This window comes from Mycolicibacterium doricum, assembly GCF_010728155.1.
GTDB classification, from domain to species: Bacteria; Actinomycetota; Actinomycetes; order Mycobacteriales; family Mycobacteriaceae; genus Mycobacterium; species Mycobacterium doricum.
This window is the reverse complement of sequence record NZ_AP022605.1, coordinates 944,823-962,097: the sequence shown is the minus strand read 5'-3', so window position 1 is coordinate 962,097 and position 17,275 is coordinate 944,823. Positions and strand designations below refer to the sequence as shown.

The window sequence follows — 17,275 nt, the reverse complement described above, 5'->3', positions numbered from 1 at the left end:
CTGCCGCACCAGCACAATGTAATCATGACCTCTTTCTCAGCCGTATTGCAGCGCAACGCTGGCTCCGAACTGGCCAACCGAATGGCGGCGATGCTGGCCGGCATGGGCATCCTCCACTTCGTCGCCCCGAAGCCGTTCGACGGCATCGTCCCGGCGGAGTTGCCCGGCAGCACCCGGTTCTACACCTACGCCTCGGGGGTCGCGGAGCTCGGCGTGGCCGCCGCGCTGGCGGCGCCGCAGACCCGTAAGGCGGGGGCACTGGCCGCGATCGCGCTGTACGTCGCGGTTTTCCCCGGCAATGTCAACATGGTGCGGCTGTGGTGGGACAAGCCGTGCCCCATGCGGATCGGAGCGATCGCCCGGTTGCCGCTGCAGGTACCGATGATCACTCAGGCGCTGACGATCTACCGCACCTCCTGACGCGCCGATTCCCGTGCCGCCTGCAGCAGCGACGCGAGACCCTCGATATTCGGTAGGCCCGTCGGGCGCACCGTCTGGTTCGGGCGCACGTAGTGGAACGCCGCCCGCACCCGCTCCACCGGGCACCCGCTGAGCTGTGCCCACCCCAGCCGGTAGACGGCGAGCTGGATCGCGGTGTGCTGGGCGGCCGCAGGCGCGTCCGGGAGGGCTCCGGTCTTCCAGTCGACGACGGTGGCGCCGCCGTCATCGTCGGCGAACACCGCGTCGATACGCCCCCGCACCACCGTCTCGCCGATGACCATGTCGAACGGCACCTCGACGTCGACCGGCGTGCGGGCCGCCCACGGCGACAACATGAACGCCGTCTGCAGTTCAGCGAGTTGTTCGGCCTCGGTGCGTCTGGTGTCGCTGTCGACCGCTCCGGGTAGATCGTCGAGGTCGAACAACCGCTCGGCGCCGAAATAGCGCTGCACCCAGTCATGGAAGTCGGTCCCCAGCGACGCATTAGGGTCGGGGCGGACGGGCAACCGTCGGTTGAGGCGGAACAGCACCGCATCGGGATCGTCGCTGAATTTCACCAGCGTGCTCACCGATACCTCGGCAGGCAGCGTCAGCGGTGGCTTCTGCGCTGCTCGTTCACGCTCGGCGAGCAGCACGTCGACGTCGGCCGCCCAGCCGTCGACGTCCTGCACCGTCACCTGCGCGCCGGCCATCGCCTCGGCGACCAATTGCGCGCCGCGATCGACGTCGGCGCGTCGATCGCCGGCCGGGTCGGCGGGCCAGAGCACCTCTTTGAGGTGGTCGCGCAACGGGTTCTTCTCGCCGTCAGCGGGTGCCGGCGCCCACTGCTCGACCACTCCACACGGTTGGCCGTCCTGCTCGGCGCGGTCGATGATGTCCTTGAGCTCCTCCAGGAACTCCGACGGGCCCCGCGGCTTGCCCTCCGTCCCACCCCAGTGGTGCCCGGAGAGCAGCAGCGTGTCCTCGGCGCGGGTGAGCGCGACGTACAACAGTCGGCGCTCTTCGTCGATGCGGCGCTGCTCGAGGCGGCGCTTGTGGTCGTTGATCCTGTCAGACAGACTCTTTCGGTCGTTCACGTCCGACGTGTCGAGCACCGGTACGCCATGGTCGGTGGTGGTCGCCCGGTCACCGCGCAGCAGCGGAGGCAGGTCTGCCGGATCGGTCAACCACGTGCGGGCCTGCGCGGTCGAGGGAAAGACCCGTCCGCTCAGATGCGGCACCGCCACGACCTGCCATTCCAGCCCCTTGGCCGCGTGCACCGTCAGAATCTGCACCCGCTCCGTGGAGACGGCGAGATCCGCGGGCGCCAAGCCGTTCTCCCGCTCCGTCGCCGCATCGAAGTAGGCGAGCAGCCCACCGATCGTGGCGCCGGGCCGGCCTGCGTAGTCGGCGACGACGTCGACGAAGGCGTCGAGTTGCTCGGTTCCTGACCAGCCCGCCGCCACCGGCATACCGGCGCGGGCCTCGACGTCGACACCGAGCACCCGACGCACCTCCGCGACGAGGTCGGGCAGCGCCATCCCGAGATGGGCGCGCAGCCAGGCCAATTCGCGACCGAGCGCGACGATGCGGCGATACCCCTCCGGCGAGTACCGATCGGCGGCACCGGGATCACAGATCGCGTCGGCCAAGCAGGCCGCGTCGGCGTCGGGCGCGGCCTGCGCCACGATCTCGGCCGCCGTCGCCTCCGGACCGGGCCCGACGTCGTCGAGTTCGACGGCCCGCCGCCACAGCGCCGCGATGTCGCGCCCACCGAGGCGCCACCGCGGACCGGTTACCGTACGCGTCGCCGCCGCACCCGCGGCGGGATCGGCCACCAGACGCAACATCGCCACCACGTCGGCGACTTCGGCGACCCCGAGCAAACCGGCCAACCCCACCACCTCGACGGGCACACCACGTGCGGTGAGCGCCTCGGCCATCGGTGCCGCATCGGCGTTGCGGCGTAGCAGCACCGCCGCCGTGGGCGGAACCCCGCTCTCTGCGCGGCCGGCGTGGTGACGACGCGCCACCTCGTCGGCCACCCACTCACGCTCTGCGGCGACGTCTTTGAGCAACGCCAGCCGGATGGTGCCGGTTTCGGCGCCCGGGCGTGGCCGCAGCGACCGCACCGCGACGGAGCGCTGCCGCGCTTGCGCGGACACCGCGTTGGCCAGATGCAATGTGCTGGGCGGATTGCGCCAGCTGGTGCGGAGCTCGAGGACGCGCGCAGGGCTGCCGTCGGAGAGCGGGAAGTCGGTGGCGAAACGGGGCAGGTTCGTCGCCGACGCGCCGCGCCACCCGTAGATCGACTGAATCGGGTCGCCGACCGCGGTCAACGCCAGGCCGTCGTCCACACCGCCACCGAACAACGCCGACAACGCCACCCGCTGCGCGTGCCCGGTGTCCTGGTACTCGTCGAGCAGCACCACGCGGTACCGCGACCGCAGCTCGGCGCCGACCTGAGGAAATCCGGCGGCGAGCTTCGCCGCGGCGGCCATCTGCGTCCCGAAGTCCATCACCTTCTCGAACTGCATTCGCCGGTGCAGCGCGTCGATCAGCGGGATGAGCTGGGTGCGCTCGGTCTGGGTTGTCAGCATCCGCAGCAGCCATTGGCTCGGCCCCCGGTCGCGCTGATACGGCCCGGCGGGCAGCGTGTGCACCAGCCGATCGAGCTCGACGTGAGTGTCGCGGAGCTCATCGGTGTCGACCAGATGCTCGGCGAGCTGACCGGCGAGGCGCAGCACCATGTCGGTGACCGCCGCGGGGGTCTTGTCGATGTCCAGTGGGCCGGGATGGTCACAAACTACGCGGTGGGCTAGCTGCCACAGTTCCGTCTCCCCCAGTAGCCGCGTCTCCGGCTCGATCGGCAGCAGCAGACCGTGTTCACGCAGCAGCGTGCCTGCGAACGCGTGATAGGTACTGACGGTCGGCGGGTCGTCGGCGGTGTCGAGCCCAGGCCCTGCACCGGGCACCAGCCCCGCACCGGACAGCCGCGCCAACCGGGTGCGAACTCGGCGCAGCAACTGACCAGCGGCCTTGCGGGTGAAGGTCAGCCCGAGCACCTGGCCGGGTGTCGCGTAGCCGTTGGCGACCAGCCACACCACCCGAGCTGCCATGGTCTCGGTCTTGCCCGCACCCGCGCCGGCGATCACGACGACCGGTCCCGGCGGCGCGGCGATGACCGCGGATTGTTCGTCGGTGGGCGCGAAAAGGCCTAGCTCCGAAGCCAATTCGGCGGGGCTGTACCGCGGTGTCATGCGCGCTCCCCCGCGGACTGCGCGGGGCAACTGCTGCGCACCGGGCAGTGCGCGCAGCTGTCGTTGATCCGTGCGACGAACCGTGGTCCCCGGGTGGCGGCGGCGGCCTCACCGAGGTCATGTTTCCACTGCGCGACGGCGTCGGGGGTCAGCGCGTCCTGTTCGCGTTCGGTCGGTCCGGCTGCGCCGCTCTTGCCGAGGTACACCAGCTTGCCGCCGCCGGGCACATCGCCTTCGGCTAGCAGGCCTGCGGCAACGGCGAGCTGGTACATCGCCAGCTGCGCGTGCCGTTGGGCTTCGTCCTTGGTGACCGGGCTCTTGCCCGTCTTGATGTCCACGGCCACCAGCCGGCCGGCGCTGTCGCGCTCCAACCGGTCGAGGCGGCCGCGCACCCGGACCGCTGGCCCGCTTCCGTCGACGTCGCAGACGACACCGTCGACGTCGACCTCGGTGCCGACCTCGATCAGCTCCCGGCGGGTCTGAGCGCGCCACTGCTCGAACGCCGACAGCATGGCCCGGTGGCGGGTCAGCTCGTTGGCGGCGTGCCACTGCGCCTCGTACGGCAGGTGGTCCCAAACCCGTTCGAGGTCGCTGCGCAGCTGGCTTTCGGTCTTGCCCGATTCGGACACCAGGGCGTGCAGCAGAGATCCGACCGCGGACCGAACATCGCGGCCGTCGCGCCCGCCGTGGCGTTCGAGCAACCAGCGCAGCGGGCAGTCGGTGAGGGTCTGCAACGTCGACGGTGACAACGTGACCATCTGCTGGTCGTCGCTCCACAGCGGTTCGTCGGTGGACGGTGCCGTCATGGCGTGCCACTGGCTGGGATCCGCGCCGGCAACGCCAGCGGCGGCGAGCCGCGCGAGTTGGGCGGCCGCACATCGGCGGTCCGCATCCTCGACCGTGCCGTCGGGTGCGCACACCACCGCGCGCAGCCGCCCAACCAGCGCGGAAGGCGCCAGCACGCGCGGCGCACGGACAGGGGCCTGCGGACCGTTACTTTGATCGGTGGCCAGCGCGGCAAGTTCCTGGCAGAAGGGCGACGGAAGCATCGCTTCGGCGCCGGAGTCGCTGTCGACGGCGGTCACCAGGACCCGGCGCCGGGCGCGGCCGAGTGCGGCGATCAGGAGCCGGCGTTCCTCCGCGAGCAGCGGTGCGCGCGTCGACACCGCGTCGGAGGCCGAATCGGTCACACCGTCGAGTACGTCGACCAGGCGCTGGGTGCCCAGGACGCCACCGCGCGGGATCGTATTCGGCCACAGCCCTTCCTGCAGGCTGGCGATCACGACGAAGTCCCATTCACCGGCCAAGGCGGCGTGGGCGCTCCGCACCGCGACGGCCCGCGGGTCGTGGCGCTCGCCGCGGCGTGCGGAGGGCAGGCCGAGTGCGGCGACGTGGTCGAGGAAGCCCCGGACCGACGCGCCCGCGGTGCGGGTGACGTACTGGTCGGCGACGTCGAACAGGGTGGTGACGGCGTCCAGATCGCGGTGGGCCTGTGCGCCGGAGGTACCGCCGCGTTCGCTGGCCGCGAGCCAACGCTGCTGCAGCCGGCTGCGCTGCCAGACCCGCCACAGCGTGTGCCGCGGGTCGAGGTCGTGGTCGACGCTGTGGCGGGCGGCCGCCAGCACGGACCGCACCCGTCGCAACGGTCGCTGCAGTTCCGCCGACACCTCCGGTAGCGGTCCGGTGAGTGCTTCGACGAGCAGGTCGGTGAACTCCCGCGGCGGTTGGCTGCCGTCGGCGCGCCGCAACGCGCGGCGGACCTGGCGCATGGTGACCGGGTCCACCCGGCCGACCGGGCCGGCGAGCAGCGCCTCGGCCTGGGCGCCGGTCAGACCGTCGGCGGTGGCCTCGAGCACGGTCAGCAGGGCGCGCGCGGCCGGCTCCTCGACCAGCGGTGCCGCCGTGGACAGATCGACCGGCACCCCGGCGGCGGTCAGCGCACGAGCCAGCGGCGCACCGGCCCGCCGCAGCGAACGCACGATGACGGCCATCTCGGACCACGGCACCCCGTCGACAAGATGCGCACGGCGCAGCGCATCGGCGATGAGGGCCGATTCGGCGTGGGCCGTCGCGGCGACCCGTACCACCACCGACCCGTCGCCGTCGTCGTCGCAGTTGCCGGTGAACGTGGGGCGCCGCCCCGGCAGTCGCCGCGCGATACCGGCGATCGCGCGCGCCACCGCCGGTGCGCAACGGTGTGACCGGGTCAGCACGGCCGCGGTACCCTCCTGCACGCGCAGCAGCGCCGGATCGGCACCTCGGTAGCCGAACACCGATTGGTCAGGGTCCCCGGCGAACACTGTCAAATCGGCGCCGGCGGAGAGTACCCGCACCAGGCGGGCGGCCTGCGGGTCGAGGTGCTGGGCGTCGTCGACCAGCAGCAGGCTGATGCGGCTGCGTTCGGCCGCCAGCAGGTCGGCGTCCACGGCCAGCGCCTCGAGTGCCGCTCCGACGAGTTCGGCCGCCCCAAGCGCGGGCGTCGTCGCCTTTGGTGCGGCCATACCCACCGAAGAACGCAGCAGCATGACGTGCTCGTAAACCTGGGCGAACCGGCCGGCTGCCACCCACTCCGGACGGCGGTGAAGCCGGCCCAGGCGTTGCAGGGCAAGGGGATCGACACCGCGCTCGGTGCACCGGGCCATCAGGTCGCGCAGTTCGGTGGCGAATCCGGCGGTGGTGAGCGCCGGGCGCAGTGCGGCCGGCCAGGCGACCGCCGAACGGTCGCCGTCCTCGATGTCACCGGCGAGCAGTTCGCCGATGATCCCGTCCTGTTCGGCGCTGGTGATGAGGCGTGGCGGTGCATCGCCGCTGCGCTGGGCGGCCAGCCGCAGCACTGCGAACGCGTACGAGTGGATGGTGCGGACCAGCGGTTCGCGCACCACCTGGCGGGTGCCGCCCTCGAGCAGTCTGCGGGTCACCGCCCCACGGGAGGCCGACCGCAGTGACGCCGAACCAGTCAGAAGTAGAACCGATTCCGGATCGACGCCGGCGGCGATATGCTCGGCGGCCGTGTCGACGAGCAAGGTCGACTTCCCGGTCCCGGGGCCCCCGAGCAGGCGCACGACGCCGCGCCGCCCGGGCTCGAGCAGCGTGCGCGGCTCGGTGTGCTCGGCGGTGGTCGATTCGACGTCCGGTGCGGTCATGACGGCATGACATCACGGGGGTCCGACAAGCCGCCGTCGAAGCGGGCTGGCACCATCGTCGACGTGAGCTTGTACGTGCACCGCTACGGTCTGCCGGAACCCGCCCAGCTACTGGCTGTGCACGGTTTGACCGGCCACGGTCAGCGCTGGCAGACGCTGGCGACCCGGTATCTGCCCCAGTTCGCCGTGGCCGCACCGGACTTGATCGGTCACGGCCGGTCCACGTGGGCGGCGCCATGGACATTGGACGCCAATACCGACGCGCTCGCCGCCCTGCTCGACGCCGACGGGGGCGGTCCCGTCGTGGTGGTGGGTCATTCCTTCGGAGGTGCGGTCGCCCTGGCGCTGGCGTCGGCGCGGCCGGACCTGGTGTCGGGGCTGGTGCTGCTCGACCCGGCGGTAAGCCTCGACGGGGAGTGGATGCGTGAGACCGCCGACGACATGTTGGCCTCTCCCGATTACACCGATCGGGCCGAGGCGCGGGCCGAGAAAGTCTCGGGGTCGTGGGGTGAGGTCGATTCCGCCGAGCTAGACCGGGAACTCGACGAGCATCTGGTCACCCTGTCGAACGGCCGCAGCGGGTGGCGCATCAGTGTTCCGGCGATGATGTCGTACTGGAGCGAGCTGGCCCGGCCGGTGACCCTCCCACGCGACGGTACGCCGACCACGCTGATCCGGGCAACGCGTACCGACCCACCGTACGCGACCGATGAGCTGATCGCGTCGCTGGATGCCGCCCTAGGATCGAATTTGACTGTGCTGCAATGGGACTGCGACCACATGGTGGGTCAGGCGAAGCCCGCCGAGTCCGCGGCCGTCGTGCGAGAGCACCTCGAACGGCGTTGAGCGTGGCTGCCATCACCGACGAACAGGTCGAGGCGGTGCGCGCGCTCGTGGCGCAGATCCCGCCGGGCCGGGTCGCCACCTACGGAGACATCGCGGTCGCGGCAGGCTTGCCGAGTCCCCGGATCGTCGGCTGGATCATGCGCACCGACTCGTCGGACCTACCGTGGCACCGGGTGATCGGCGCGTCTGGCAGGCCTGCGTCACCTCTGGCTATCCGGCAACTCGAACGGTTGCGCGCCGAGGGAGTCCCGGCCACGGACGGCCGAGTGCGGTTGCGCGGTGACGATTCGGTGCGCCACATCTTCGGCTAGAGCACCGGGCGCACCAGCGCCGCGGTGCGGGCCAGCCCGGGAAACGCCGCCGTCGTGGACCGTGGATGAAGCGCGTGGACGGCGAGCCGGAACATCAACGCGCGCAACAGCATCTGTGGCCATTCCGGAAGCGACGCCCAGCGCTCGATCAGCCCGTCGTCGGCTTCACCCCATGACAGGGCGTCGACGACGACGACCCCGGCCGCCCAGGACGCCGGCCGCCAGTACGGCGTGATGTCGGTGATCCCCGGGGCAGCGGCACCCGCGAAGAGGACCGTGCCGTACAGGTCACCGTGCACCAGCTGACTCGGGCTCTTGGTGGCCCGGCGCAGGGTGGCGAGCTGGTTGATCAGCTCGACGGAGCGTTGCCCGTCGGCCGAACCCGGTGCCACGCGAGCACCCGGCGGCAGGGAGTGCAGCGGACGCTCTTCCCAGGCGGCGCGGTCGGCGGCGATGAACACGTCGACGTCCGCCCACGGTGCGACGGGCGGCTGGGTGAGGAAACGCGGCCGTTCGAGCTTGGCGGTGGCGTCGTGCAACCGGACCGCCGCGGACACCACCTCGTCGTGCCGCGGTTCGGGGGTGCCGGCGACGAATGTGTCGGCCCGCCAGCCGGCGACCACGTACCGGCCGTCGGTGGACCGGACCGGCCGCGCCAACCGCACGCCGTCGACGAACAGCGTCTCCCGCACCTTCGCCGACCAGGCCGCCCGGGCGTGGTCGGCAACCATCGACAGCACCACCTCGCCGCAGCGCCAGCCGCCTTCCCAGCTCGATCCGAGCGGCACCGGGCGCACGCCGACCAGTCCGAACGCGGCCAGGACGTGGTCGGGCGGGCGCTCGGTGCTCACAGCGTCAGGTTACCGGTGACAGTGCCGATAATTGACCGCTGACCTGCTGTGTCTCCGACCCGTTGCCGGGCTGAGACCAAAGGCCAGTCAGTACATCACCATGTCGGGTTGGAGTTGCTTGGCCCACGCCACGATGCCGCCCTGCAGGTGCAGTGCGTCGGAGAACCCGGCGTTCTTCACCGCGGCGAGCGCCTCGGCTGAGCGAACACCGGTCTTGCAGTACAGCACCGGGATCCGGTCGTGCGGCAGCTTGGCCAAGCCGTCGCCCGCCTCTATGGTGGACTTCGGGATAAGCTCGGCGCCCTCGATGCGGTTGATGTCCCATTCGACCTGCTCGCGCACGTCGATCAACGCCACCGGCTTACCTGCGTCGATCAACTCACGCAGCTCCCGGGGTGTGACGGTGGAATCGGCGGCGGCCGCCGCGGCGGCATCGGAGACCACACCGCAGAACGCCTCGTAGTCGATGAGCTCGGTGATCTTCGGCGTCGCCGGATCCTTGCGAATCTTGATCGTGCGGTACGTCATGTCCAGCGCGTCGTAGACCATCAGCCGGCCGAGCAGCGGCTCACCGATACCGGTGATCAGCTTGATCGCCTCAGTGCCCATCACCGACGCGATCGAGGCGCACAGGATGCCCAGCACACCGCCCTCGGCGCAGGAGGGGACCATGCCCGGAGGCGGCGGTTCGGGATACAGGTCGCGGTAGTTGAGGCCCAGACCGTGTGGGGCGTCCTCCCAGAACACCGAGACCTGGCCTTCGAAGCGGTAGATCGAGCCCCACACGTACGGCTTGTGCGCGAGTACCGCGGCGTCGTTGACCAGATAGCGGGTGGCGAAGTTGTCGGTGCCGTCGAGGATCAGGTCGTACTGCTCGAACAGTTCGACGGCGTTCTCCGGTTCCAAGCGCTCCTCGTGCAGGCGCACGGTCACCAGCGGGTTGATCTCGAGGACCGAATCGCGTGCGCTCTGCGCCTTGGGGCGGCCGACATCGGACTGTCCGTGGATGATCTGCCGCTGCAGGTTGGACTCGTCGACGACGTCGAAGTCGACGATGCCGATGGTGCCCACTCCGGCCGCCGCCAGGTACAGCAGGGTCGGTGATCCCAGCCCGCCGGCGCCGATCACCAGCACCTTGGCGTTCTTGAGCCGCTTCTGACCGTCGAGTCCCAAATCCGGGATGATCAGGTGGCGGCTGTATCGGGCGACTTCTTCGCGGGTCAGTTCGCCAACCGGCTCCACCAGCGGAGGCAATGATTGTTGAGCGAGCGTTCCCACATTCCCTGACACCGGTATCTCCTCAATCTGCGGTGCGTCGACCACGGTCGGCAGTCGCGTCACCTTCACAATAGGCACCTCACACAACAGCGCAGGGCCCCGCAGGCTTCCCGTCAGGCGATCGGATACGGCCAGGGATTGAAGCGGCACGTCAGCCCGTCGGACCGCACGGTTTCGGGGTCGAACCGGGCGGCGTCGTCGTTCGACGTGGAAAACGTCTGTTGCATCATGATCGGCGCGAGCGCGCCGTTCTCGATGCAGGATTCGTGACGCTGATAGCCGATCGCGTGGCCCACTTCGTGGTTGATGAGGTACTGCCGGTAGGACCCGATGTCGCCCTGGAACGGCACGGCACCGCGTACCCAGCGCGCCTCGTTGATGAACACCCGCGGTTGGTCACCGAGGTACGCCGGGTTGTAGCAGGACGCCTCGAGCTGGATGTCGTAGCCACAGCCTTCCCGGATGGTCAGCGGTGAGGTGAGCGACACCCGGAAGTCGGGCGGGCCCGCGCCCGCGTCGATGCGGGTGAACGCGAACTGCGGGTTATGGGTCCAGCTCTTCGGGTTGGCCAGCGTCTCGTCGACCATGCGGGCGAAGCCCTCGTCGCCGCCGAAGGCCGTGGTGTCGAGGCCGTCCTCGACCTCGACGGTGTAGGTGAAGTTCTTGGTCGTCCCCTGCCCCACCTGCGGTGTGGTGCCGGACACCACATGCCAGGTCTTGGCGCCTGCCTCGGTGAAGGGACCGCCCGCGGGCAGGATGCCGGTCGGCAGGTTGGCGTCGAACTGGGTGAGCCCGTTGGGCGGCGCGCCGACGATTGCCGTGCTGGCCACGCCGATCGTGGGCGGGCCCTGTACCGGTCCTTCTTCGTCGGCCACATGTTGCGGCGCGCTCGTTCCTGTCACGGTCTGGTACATGACGACGACGGTGAGCACGGCGAGCACCGGCAGCGCATAGGCGCGCCACCCGTAAGTCGACACGAAGCGGCCGAGCCAGGTCTGTTTACGCCACTGCCGCCGGTCGTCCCGGTTGGATCGGACGCGTCCGCGTTCGACGGCCAGTGGGTCGCGCTGGGCACGCAGCGGATCTCGCCCGTTACGGTGCTGTTCCTGCCACTCGGTGCGCACCGCGGGGGCCCGACGGTCGGCGCGACGCTCTGGACCCAGGTGTCCTCCACGCGCGCGGGAGTCGTAGGTCACCGAAACAGGATGGCACAGCCCGGCGGACTTGAGTTTCCGGCGCGCCACCGGCGACCCCCGGCAGGTGTGGGTGGCGCGTGCGCCACCCGATCGGTAGTAATGTCGGACCGATGAGCGCCTCGGGCCACCACCGCCATGCGCGCCAGCCGATTCGGAGATTGAGGGCTTGATGGGCGATCTCACCGACACAGCTGAGAGGAGTGGTGACAAGCCGGCCAACGGCACCGGCGTGCCGAAGAACAACCGGCGCGGCAATCGACTTCCTCGCGACGAGCGCCGCGGGCAGTTGCTGGTCGCCGCGAGTGAGATTTTCGTCGACCGTGGTTACCACGCCGCCGGCATGGACGAGATCGCGGATCGCGCCGGTGTCAGCAAACCGGTTCTTTACCAACACTTCTCGTCAAAACTCGAGCTGTATCTGGCGGTGTTGCAACGCCATGTCGACAACATGGTCTCCGGCGTGCGCCAGGCGCTGCGCACCACCACCGACAACCGGCAGCGACTGCGTGCGGCCGTGCAAGCCTTCTTCGACTTCATCGAACATGACAGTCAGGGATACCGGCTGATCTTCGAGAACGACTACACGACCGAACCCCAGGTCGCCGCGCAGGTGAAGGTGGCGACCGAAGCCTGCACCGATGCGGTGTTCGACTTGATCAGCAGAGACTCCGGCCTGGAGGCCCACCGGGCCAGGATGATCGCGGTGGGCCTCGTGGCCATCAGCGTGGACTGTGCCCGCTACTGGCTGGACGCCGAGCGGCCCATCTCGAAGGACGATGCCGTCGACGGGACGGTGCAGTTCGCCTGGGGCGGGCTGTCGCACGTGCCGCTCACCCGTTCTTGATGGCCTCCGCGCCGACCACACCGAAACCCACGCGCCGCACGTCGGCGGCACCGATCTCCACGTAGGCGATCCGGCTGGTCTGGACCAGGAAGCGCCTGCCCTTCTCGTCCGAGAGCGCCAGGACGCCGCCCGCACCCTCGGCCAGCGCGTCGGTCACCAGCTTCTCGACCTCACTGGGCGTCTGCGCGCTGTTGAGGACGAGCTCGCGTGGGCTGTCCGAAACACCGATCTTGACCTCCACGCTTGAACCCTTTCGTCGTGCTGTCGCTGACTCCGCGTCGCTAACCGGAAAGGCTAGTGGACGCCGACGTCCCGCCGCCGCCCTGGTGATTACGCGCTGCGCGAAGCCGGCGCGGGCGTGATCTCGACCGCAGCCGAACCGAGCCCGGACCGTGACCCAATCGGATGCTGGGGGACCTCAACTGTCACTTCAGCCCCGCTAGCATCGGACGCAGAGCCGTTGAAAGCTACCGGAAAGCCATAATGAGCAGGCATTATTCGCCGCATTCGCCGTACACGTCCGCGCAAACCGGACGCCTGGACCGCCCGCGCGCCGACCACCGCGACTACGGCGACCACACCGGCTACGGGCAGAGTTGGCAGCCCGGGTCGCACACCGACACGGACCTCGGCTACGAGGACTACGAGGACTACGAGGACTACGAGACCGACATCGACAACCGCTGGAAGTGGATCGCCGCCGTTTCGGGCGCGACCCTCCTCGTCGCCGCGCTATGCACGTTGGTGATCCTCGGCGGCGGCGACAGCGGATCGGTGTCGGCGACGGTCGGCCGTTCGGCACAGACCCGCCCACCGGTCTCCGCGGCGGCGCCGCACGACACCTCGGCGGCTTTACCGCCCCCGGTCGCCTCGCTCGCCCCGGAAACCATCACGACCGTCACGCCGACCTCGCTACCGTCGCCATCGGCGAACGCCACCCCCGACCCGGCGCCGAGTGCCCTCGCTCCCCCGCCACCCGCTGCGGCGGCCACGCCGCGCGCGATCACCTACACGGTCACGGGCAACCGCCAACTCATCGACTTCGTGACGGTCATCTACACCGACCAGCAGGGCGCATTGCAGACCGAGGTCAACGTGGCGCTGCCGTGGTCGAAGACCGTCGTGCTCGACCCTGGTGTGGAACTCAAGTCGGTCACCGCCACCAGCATCGGCGGTCAACTCAACTGCACGATCACCGATGCCGCGGGCGCCGCGCTGGTCACCCAGAACAACAACTCGATGATCGCCACCTGCACGCAGTAGCGCCTCAGGCCAAACCGAGTTCCTGCATCCGTGACTGGTGGGTCTGCTGCAACCGGTCGAAGAACCCGGCGATCTGCGTGAGCCCTTCACCGCCGGCCATCACGAGGTCGACGAGTTCGTCGTGTTCGGCCAGCACGTACTGCGCCTGGGTGATCGCCTCACCCAATAACCGCCGCGACCACAGTGCCAACCGGTGCCGCTGCCGGTCGCTGGCGGTCACCGCGGCGCGCACCTCGGCGACCACGAACTGCGAATGCCCGGTCTCGGCCAGCACGCCGCGCACCACCGCGGCCACCTCGTCGGGCAGCGCACCGGCGATCTCGTTGTAGAAATCCGCAGCGAGCGCATCGCCGACATACGTCTTGACCAGTGCCTCGAGCCAGGTGCTCGGCGTCGTCAACCGGTGGTAGTTCTCCAGCGCCGAGGAGTATTTCGTCATAGCGGGCACCACGTCGACACCGCGGCGCTCCATGGCTTCGCGCAGCAACTCGTAATGGTTCATCTCGGCGGCCGCCATACTGGCCATGTTGATCCGCCCACGCAGGTTGGGCGCCATCCGCGCCTCGTCGGTCAGCCGGTAGAACGCGGCCACCTCGCCGTAGGCGAGCAGCGCGAACAATTCGTCGACGCCGCGATGATCGGCCGACACACCTGCCGTTTGGGGTGTGATCGGGTGCTCTCCCGAGGCTGCAGGTCGCGTCGAATTCATGGCCCAACTGTAATGGCCAACGGGCCCCGATCCACGTCGGGAAAGTAATCCAAGGTATGGTGTGTGGAGGCGGCGGCTCATTCCAGATGGGCCACCCCCTAAAGAAATGTGCGTGCACGCGTTGGCCCGCCTCCGAAAGTGCAGGGCCCAACGGATCGGCACCGCCCATGACGGGCGAGGAGGCCGCTTCATCGTCAGACTCGTGTGCGCGTGGAATCCACGAGGCCGGCTACGAGTCGACTATGAAAGGCCACGTTCACTTCGCATGACTCCTTTGACAACTCCTGTTGAGATGACATTCGCCAGCCTCGGCGTACGTGACGAAATCTGTCGCGCACTGGCCGAGGAAGGCATCCATCAGCCCTTCGCCATCCAGGAACTGACCCTGCCCATGGCGTTGGCCGGCGACGACCTGATCGGTCAGGCTCGCACGGGTATGGGCAAGACCTACGCTTTCGGCGTCCCGCTGCTGCAGCGCGTCACCACCGACGCCGACAAGACCCTGACCGGTATCCCCCGCGCCCTGATCGTGGTTCCCACCCGCGAGCTGTGCCTGCAGGTCCACAGCGACCTGTCGCTGGCCGCCAAGTACCTGACCGCCGGCCACCGCAAGCTCTCGGTGGTGTCGATCTACGGTGGCCGCCCGTACGAGCCGCAGATCGAGGCGCTGCGCGAGGGCGCCGACGTCGTGGTCGGCACGCCAGGCCGCCTGCTCGACCTGGCCCAGCAGGGTCACCTACAGCTGGGCGGCCTGTCGGTGCTGGTACTCGACGAAGCCGACGAGATGCTCGATCTGGGATTCCTGCCCGACATCGAGCGCATCCTGCGCCAAACCCCCGACACGCGACAGGCAATGCTGTTCTCTGCCACGATGCCGGATCCGATCATCACGCTGGCGCGCACCTTCATGAATCAGCCCACCCACATCCGCGCTGAGGCGCCGCATTCGGCCGCCACCCACGACACCACCGCGCAGTTCGCCTACCGCGCCCACGCGCTGGACAAGGTCGAGGTGGTCAGCCGGATCCTGCAGGCGGAGGGCCGCGGCGCGACGATGATCTTCACCCGGACCAAGCGCACCGCGCAGAAGGTGGCCGACGAACTCGCCGAGCGCGGGTTCAAGGTCGGCGCCGTCCACGGTGACCTGGGTCAGAGTGCCCGCGAGAAGGCGCTCAAGAGCTTCCGCAACGGCGAGGTGGACGTGCTGGTCGCCACGGACGTCGCGGCGCGCGGCATCGACATCGACGACATCACCCACGTGATCAATTTCCAGATCCCGGAGGACGAGCAGGCCTACGTGCACCGCATCGGCCGCACGGGCCGCGCAGGCAAGACCGGCGTCGCGGTGACGCTGGTCGACTGGGACGAGCTGCCCCGCTGGTCGATGATCGACAAGGCGCTGGGCCTGAACACCCCGGACCCGGCTGAGACCTACTCCAGTTCGCCGCACCTCTACGAGGAACTGGGCATCCCCGCCGACGCCGGCGGTTCTGTCGGTGAGCCGAAGGCGAGGGCCGCCAAGCGTCCTGAACGCTCCCGCCGCGGCGAACGTGCCGGTGACCGCGACGGGGACGACAAGCCCACCCGCAGCCGGTCCCGAAACCGTCGGCGCACCCGCGCAGGCGAACCCGTCACCGGCCACGTCGAGGCGTCGGCCGAGCAGTCGGCTGTCGAATCCGTGGACGGTGACGGGGACGCCGATGCCAGCGGTGAGTCCGGCCAAGCCGGGCGTCGCCGCCGCCGTCGGCGTCCGCGCAAGGCCGCGTCCACGACCAGCTGACCTGACGGTCACCCTCATCAGTGGTCAAACCGGAGCGCCGCACCCGCGGTGACGTGATGGCCGCCGTCGCGATCGCCGCGGTGATCGCCGTGGTAGCGGGCCTGGTCTGGTGGACCAGCGACGCCAGAGCCACCATCAGTCAACCCGCCGCCCAGGCGATACCCGATCTCGAGCCCGCAACCGACGTTCCGTCGGCTCTGCGGGACCTCTGGAGCGCCGCGAGCCCGAAGACTCCGATGCCGGTCGTCGTCGGCGGCAGCGTCGTGACCGGCGACGGTCCAACCGTGCAGGGCCGCGATCCCGGTACAGGTGAGACGGTGTGGAGCTACGCCCGTGACGTCGACCTGTGCGGCGTCACGTCGGTCTACCACTACGCAGTGGCGGTGTATCCGGACTCGCGGGGCTGCGGTCAGGTCAGCACGATCAACGGCAGGACGGGCAAGCGCGGCAACGCGCGTACCGGATTCGCCGATCCAGAAGTGACGTTGAGCACCGACGGCACGACGGTGCTCTCGGCCGGTGAGAGCCGACTCGAGATGTGGCGTTCGGACATGGTGCGCATGCTCAGCTACGGTGCCCTCGATGCGCGCGTCAAACCGGACGTGCCCGCGGCGCCCCTGTGCCGGCTGACGTCCGCGGCCGCCAGTTCCTCGGCGGCGTCGGTCCTGGAAGCCTGCCCGAACGAGCCCCACCTGCGGTTGACGCTGCTACGCCCGTCCGACGAAGAGGACGTACCGGACATCAGGTACGTCGAACTGCCCGGCGTGGCCGCTGACTCCGACGCCCGGGTCATCGCCGTCTCCGACACCACGACCGCGGTCTACCTTCCGACGCCGCAGCCGAGCGTCAACGTCATCGACGAGACCGGCACGACGGTCGCTAGCACCCTGATGAGCTCGCCCGCGTCCCCGGACGCCGTCGTGTCGCGCGCGGGCGATCTGATCACGTGGTGGGCCGGTGACTCGGTGATGGTGTTCGACGCATCCGGCCTCCGGTACAAGTACACGGTGACACCGTCGGGACCGAGCCTGCCACTCGGACCGGCCGCCGAGATGGCCGATCGGCTGCTGGTGCCGGTCAGCGACGGCTACGACGTCTTCGACCCCGGTTCCGGGACCGGCGAACGTCACATCCCGCTTGCCCGTCCGCCGGTCGACGGAGCGGTCATTCCTGCGGTCGTCGGTGACCACGTCGTGGAACTGCGCGGCGGCGACCTGGTCGGTCTCAGCTGACTCCCGAAACGCGCACCGGCGTCGACGAATCGGCCACCACAGCGCGGCTCACGCTCCCTACACCACGGCCGGCGCCGGTGACGAGGAACGCGAAACCGCCGTCGGCCATCCCATCCCTCATTCCGCACCAGTGGGTGAGCCG

At 69.6% G+C, this 17,275-nt stretch carries 14 protein-coding genes; 7 read left to right on the top strand and 7 right to left on the bottom strand.

Features of this window, described 5'->3' with window-relative positions; genetic code table 11:
* The first annotated feature begins 24 nt into the window (after positions 1 to 24).
* Complete coding sequence (locus tag G6N07_RS04815) at positions 25 to 420, top strand: DoxX family protein (RefSeq protein WP_165756758.1); 396 nt, start codon at positions 25 to 27, stop codon at positions 418 to 420.
* Here G6N07_RS04815 and G6N07_RS04810 read toward each other — a convergent pair.
* Positions 405 to 3,680: an ATP-dependent helicase gene (locus G6N07_RS04810; protein ID WP_085190054.1), complete on the bottom strand. Its 3,276-nt coding sequence runs from the start codon at positions 3,678 to 3,680 to the stop codon at positions 405 to 407. The two genes, G6N07_RS04815 and G6N07_RS04810, sit on opposite strands and share 16 nt — an antisense overlap.
* The gene (locus tag G6N07_RS04805) at positions 3,677 to 6,823 is read right to left on the bottom strand and encodes an ATP-dependent helicase (protein WP_085190056.1); all 3,147 of its coding nucleotides are present in this window, start codon (positions 6,821 to 6,823) and stop codon (positions 3,677 to 3,679) included. The genes G6N07_RS04810 and G6N07_RS04805 overlap by 4 nt, the downstream gene beginning before the upstream one ends.
* A 6-nt stretch (positions 6,824 to 6,829) precedes the next feature.
* On the opposite strand from G6N07_RS04805, the gene G6N07_RS04800 reads away from it, so the two are divergent.
* Both G6N07_RS04800 and G6N07_RS04795 read left to right on the top strand, forming a co-directional pair.
* Positions 6,830 to 7,669, top strand: coding sequence for an alpha/beta fold hydrolase (locus tag G6N07_RS04800; protein ID WP_085190058.1), 840 nt, complete (start codon positions 6,830 to 6,832; stop codon positions 7,667 to 7,669).
* Between the two features lie 2 nt (positions 7,670 to 7,671).
* Positions 7,672 to 7,980, top strand: coding sequence for an MGMT family protein (locus G6N07_RS04795; RefSeq protein ID WP_085190060.1), 309 nt, complete (start codon positions 7,672 to 7,674; stop codon positions 7,978 to 7,980).
* Here G6N07_RS04795 and G6N07_RS04790 read toward each other — a convergent pair.
* The 3 genes from G6N07_RS04790 to G6N07_RS04780 all read right to left on the bottom strand — a co-directional run bounded on the left by G6N07_RS04790 (position 7,977) and on the right by G6N07_RS04780 (position 11,305).
* The gene (locus tag G6N07_RS04790) at positions 7,977 to 8,831 is read right to left on the bottom strand and encodes a TIGR02569 family protein (protein ID WP_085190061.1); all 855 of its coding nucleotides are present in this window, start codon (positions 8,829 to 8,831) and stop codon (positions 7,977 to 7,979) included. The two genes, G6N07_RS04795 and G6N07_RS04790, sit on opposite strands and share 4 nt — an antisense overlap.
* An 87-nt stretch (positions 8,832 to 8,918) precedes the next feature.
* Positions 8,919 to 10,085: an adenylyltransferase/sulfurtransferase MoeZ gene (gene moeZ / locus G6N07_RS04785; RefSeq protein ID WP_179960022.1), complete on the bottom strand. Its 1,167-nt coding sequence runs from the start codon at positions 10,083 to 10,085 to the stop codon at positions 8,919 to 8,921.
* A gap of 137 nt (positions 10,086 to 10,222) precedes the next feature.
* The gene (locus G6N07_RS04780; RefSeq protein ID WP_372507530.1) at positions 10,223 to 11,305 is read right to left on the bottom strand and encodes a DUF3152 domain-containing protein; all 1,083 of its coding nucleotides are present in this window, start codon (positions 11,303 to 11,305) and stop codon (positions 10,223 to 10,225) included.
* Between the two features lie 169 nt (positions 11,306 to 11,474).
* Between G6N07_RS04780 and G6N07_RS04775 the strand changes: the two genes are divergently transcribed.
* Positions 11,475 to 12,149 carry an HTH-type transcriptional activator FasR gene (locus G6N07_RS04775; protein ID WP_085190063.1) on the top strand — a complete coding sequence of 225 codons (675 nt, stop codon included), beginning with the start codon at positions 11,475 to 11,477 and terminating at the stop codon, positions 12,147 to 12,149.
* Here the strand turns inward: G6N07_RS04775 and G6N07_RS04770 are convergent.
* Positions 12,136 to 12,390, bottom strand: a complete 255-nt coding sequence (locus G6N07_RS04770) for a DUF3107 domain-containing protein (RefSeq protein ID WP_085190064.1) — start codon at positions 12,388 to 12,390, stop codon at positions 12,136 to 12,138. The genes G6N07_RS04775 and G6N07_RS04770 overlap by 14 nt on opposite strands.
* A 242-nt stretch (positions 12,391 to 12,632) precedes the next feature.
* Here G6N07_RS04770 and G6N07_RS04765 point away from each other — a divergent pair, with 242 nt between their 5' ends.
* Positions 12,633 to 13,412 carry a hypothetical protein gene (locus G6N07_RS04765; RefSeq protein ID WP_085190066.1) on the top strand — a complete coding sequence of 260 codons (780 nt, stop codon included), beginning with the start codon at positions 12,633 to 12,635 and terminating at the stop codon, positions 13,410 to 13,412.
* Between the two features lie 4 nt (positions 13,413 to 13,416).
* Here the strand turns inward: G6N07_RS04765 and G6N07_RS04760 are convergent, their stop codons facing one another.
* On the bottom strand, positions 13,417 to 14,121 hold the full coding sequence (locus tag G6N07_RS04760) for a ferritin-like fold-containing protein (protein ID WP_085190068.1): 705 nt from the start codon (positions 14,119 to 14,121) through the stop codon (positions 13,417 to 13,419).
* A 265-nt stretch (positions 14,122 to 14,386) separates the two neighbouring features.
* On the opposite strand from G6N07_RS04760, the gene G6N07_RS04755 reads away from it, so the two are divergent.
* Both G6N07_RS04755 and G6N07_RS04750 read left to right on the top strand, forming a co-directional pair.
* Positions 14,387 to 15,901: a DEAD/DEAH box helicase gene (locus G6N07_RS04755; RefSeq protein WP_085190070.1), complete on the top strand. Its 1,515-nt coding sequence runs from the start codon at positions 14,387 to 14,389 to the stop codon at positions 15,899 to 15,901.
* A gap of 20 nt (positions 15,902 to 15,921) precedes the next feature.
* On the top strand, positions 15,922 to 17,133 hold the full coding sequence (locus G6N07_RS04750) for an Rv3212 family protein (RefSeq protein ID WP_085190072.1): 1,212 nt from the start codon (positions 15,922 to 15,924) through the stop codon (positions 17,131 to 17,133).
* The last annotated feature ends 142 nt before the right edge of the window (positions 17,134 to 17,275 follow it).

Excerpts from the sequence above, each read along its gene's own strand:
- G6N07_RS04810 (WP_085190054.1), bottom strand. The coding sequence starts at position 3,680 with ATGACACCGCGGTACAGCCCCGCCGAATTGGCTTCGGAGCTAGGCCTT.
- G6N07_RS04755 (WP_085190070.1), top strand. The coding sequence starts at position 14,387 with ATGACTCCTTTGACAACTCCTGTTGAGATGACATTCGCCAGCCTCGGC.
- G6N07_RS04765 (WP_085190066.1), top strand. The coding sequence starts at position 12,633 with ATGAGCAGGCATTATTCGCCGCATTCGCCGTACACGTCCGCGCAAACC.
- G6N07_RS04805 (WP_085190056.1), bottom strand. The coding sequence starts at position 6,823 with ATGACCGCACCGGACGTCGAATCGACCACCGCCGAGCACACCGAGCCG.
- G6N07_RS04800 (WP_085190058.1), top strand. The coding sequence starts at position 6,830 with ATGACATCACGGGGGTCCGACAAGCCGCCGTCGAAGCGGGCTGGCACC.
- G6N07_RS04760 (WP_085190068.1), bottom strand. The coding sequence starts at position 14,121 with ATGAATTCGACGCGACCTGCAGCCTCGGGAGAGCACCCGATCACACCC.
- G6N07_RS04815 (WP_165756758.1), top strand. The coding sequence starts at position 25 with ATGACCTCTTTCTCAGCCGTATTGCAGCGCAACGCTGGCTCCGAACTG.
- G6N07_RS04775 (WP_085190063.1), top strand. The coding sequence starts at position 11,475 with ATGGGCGATCTCACCGACACAGCTGAGAGGAGTGGTGACAAGCCGGCC.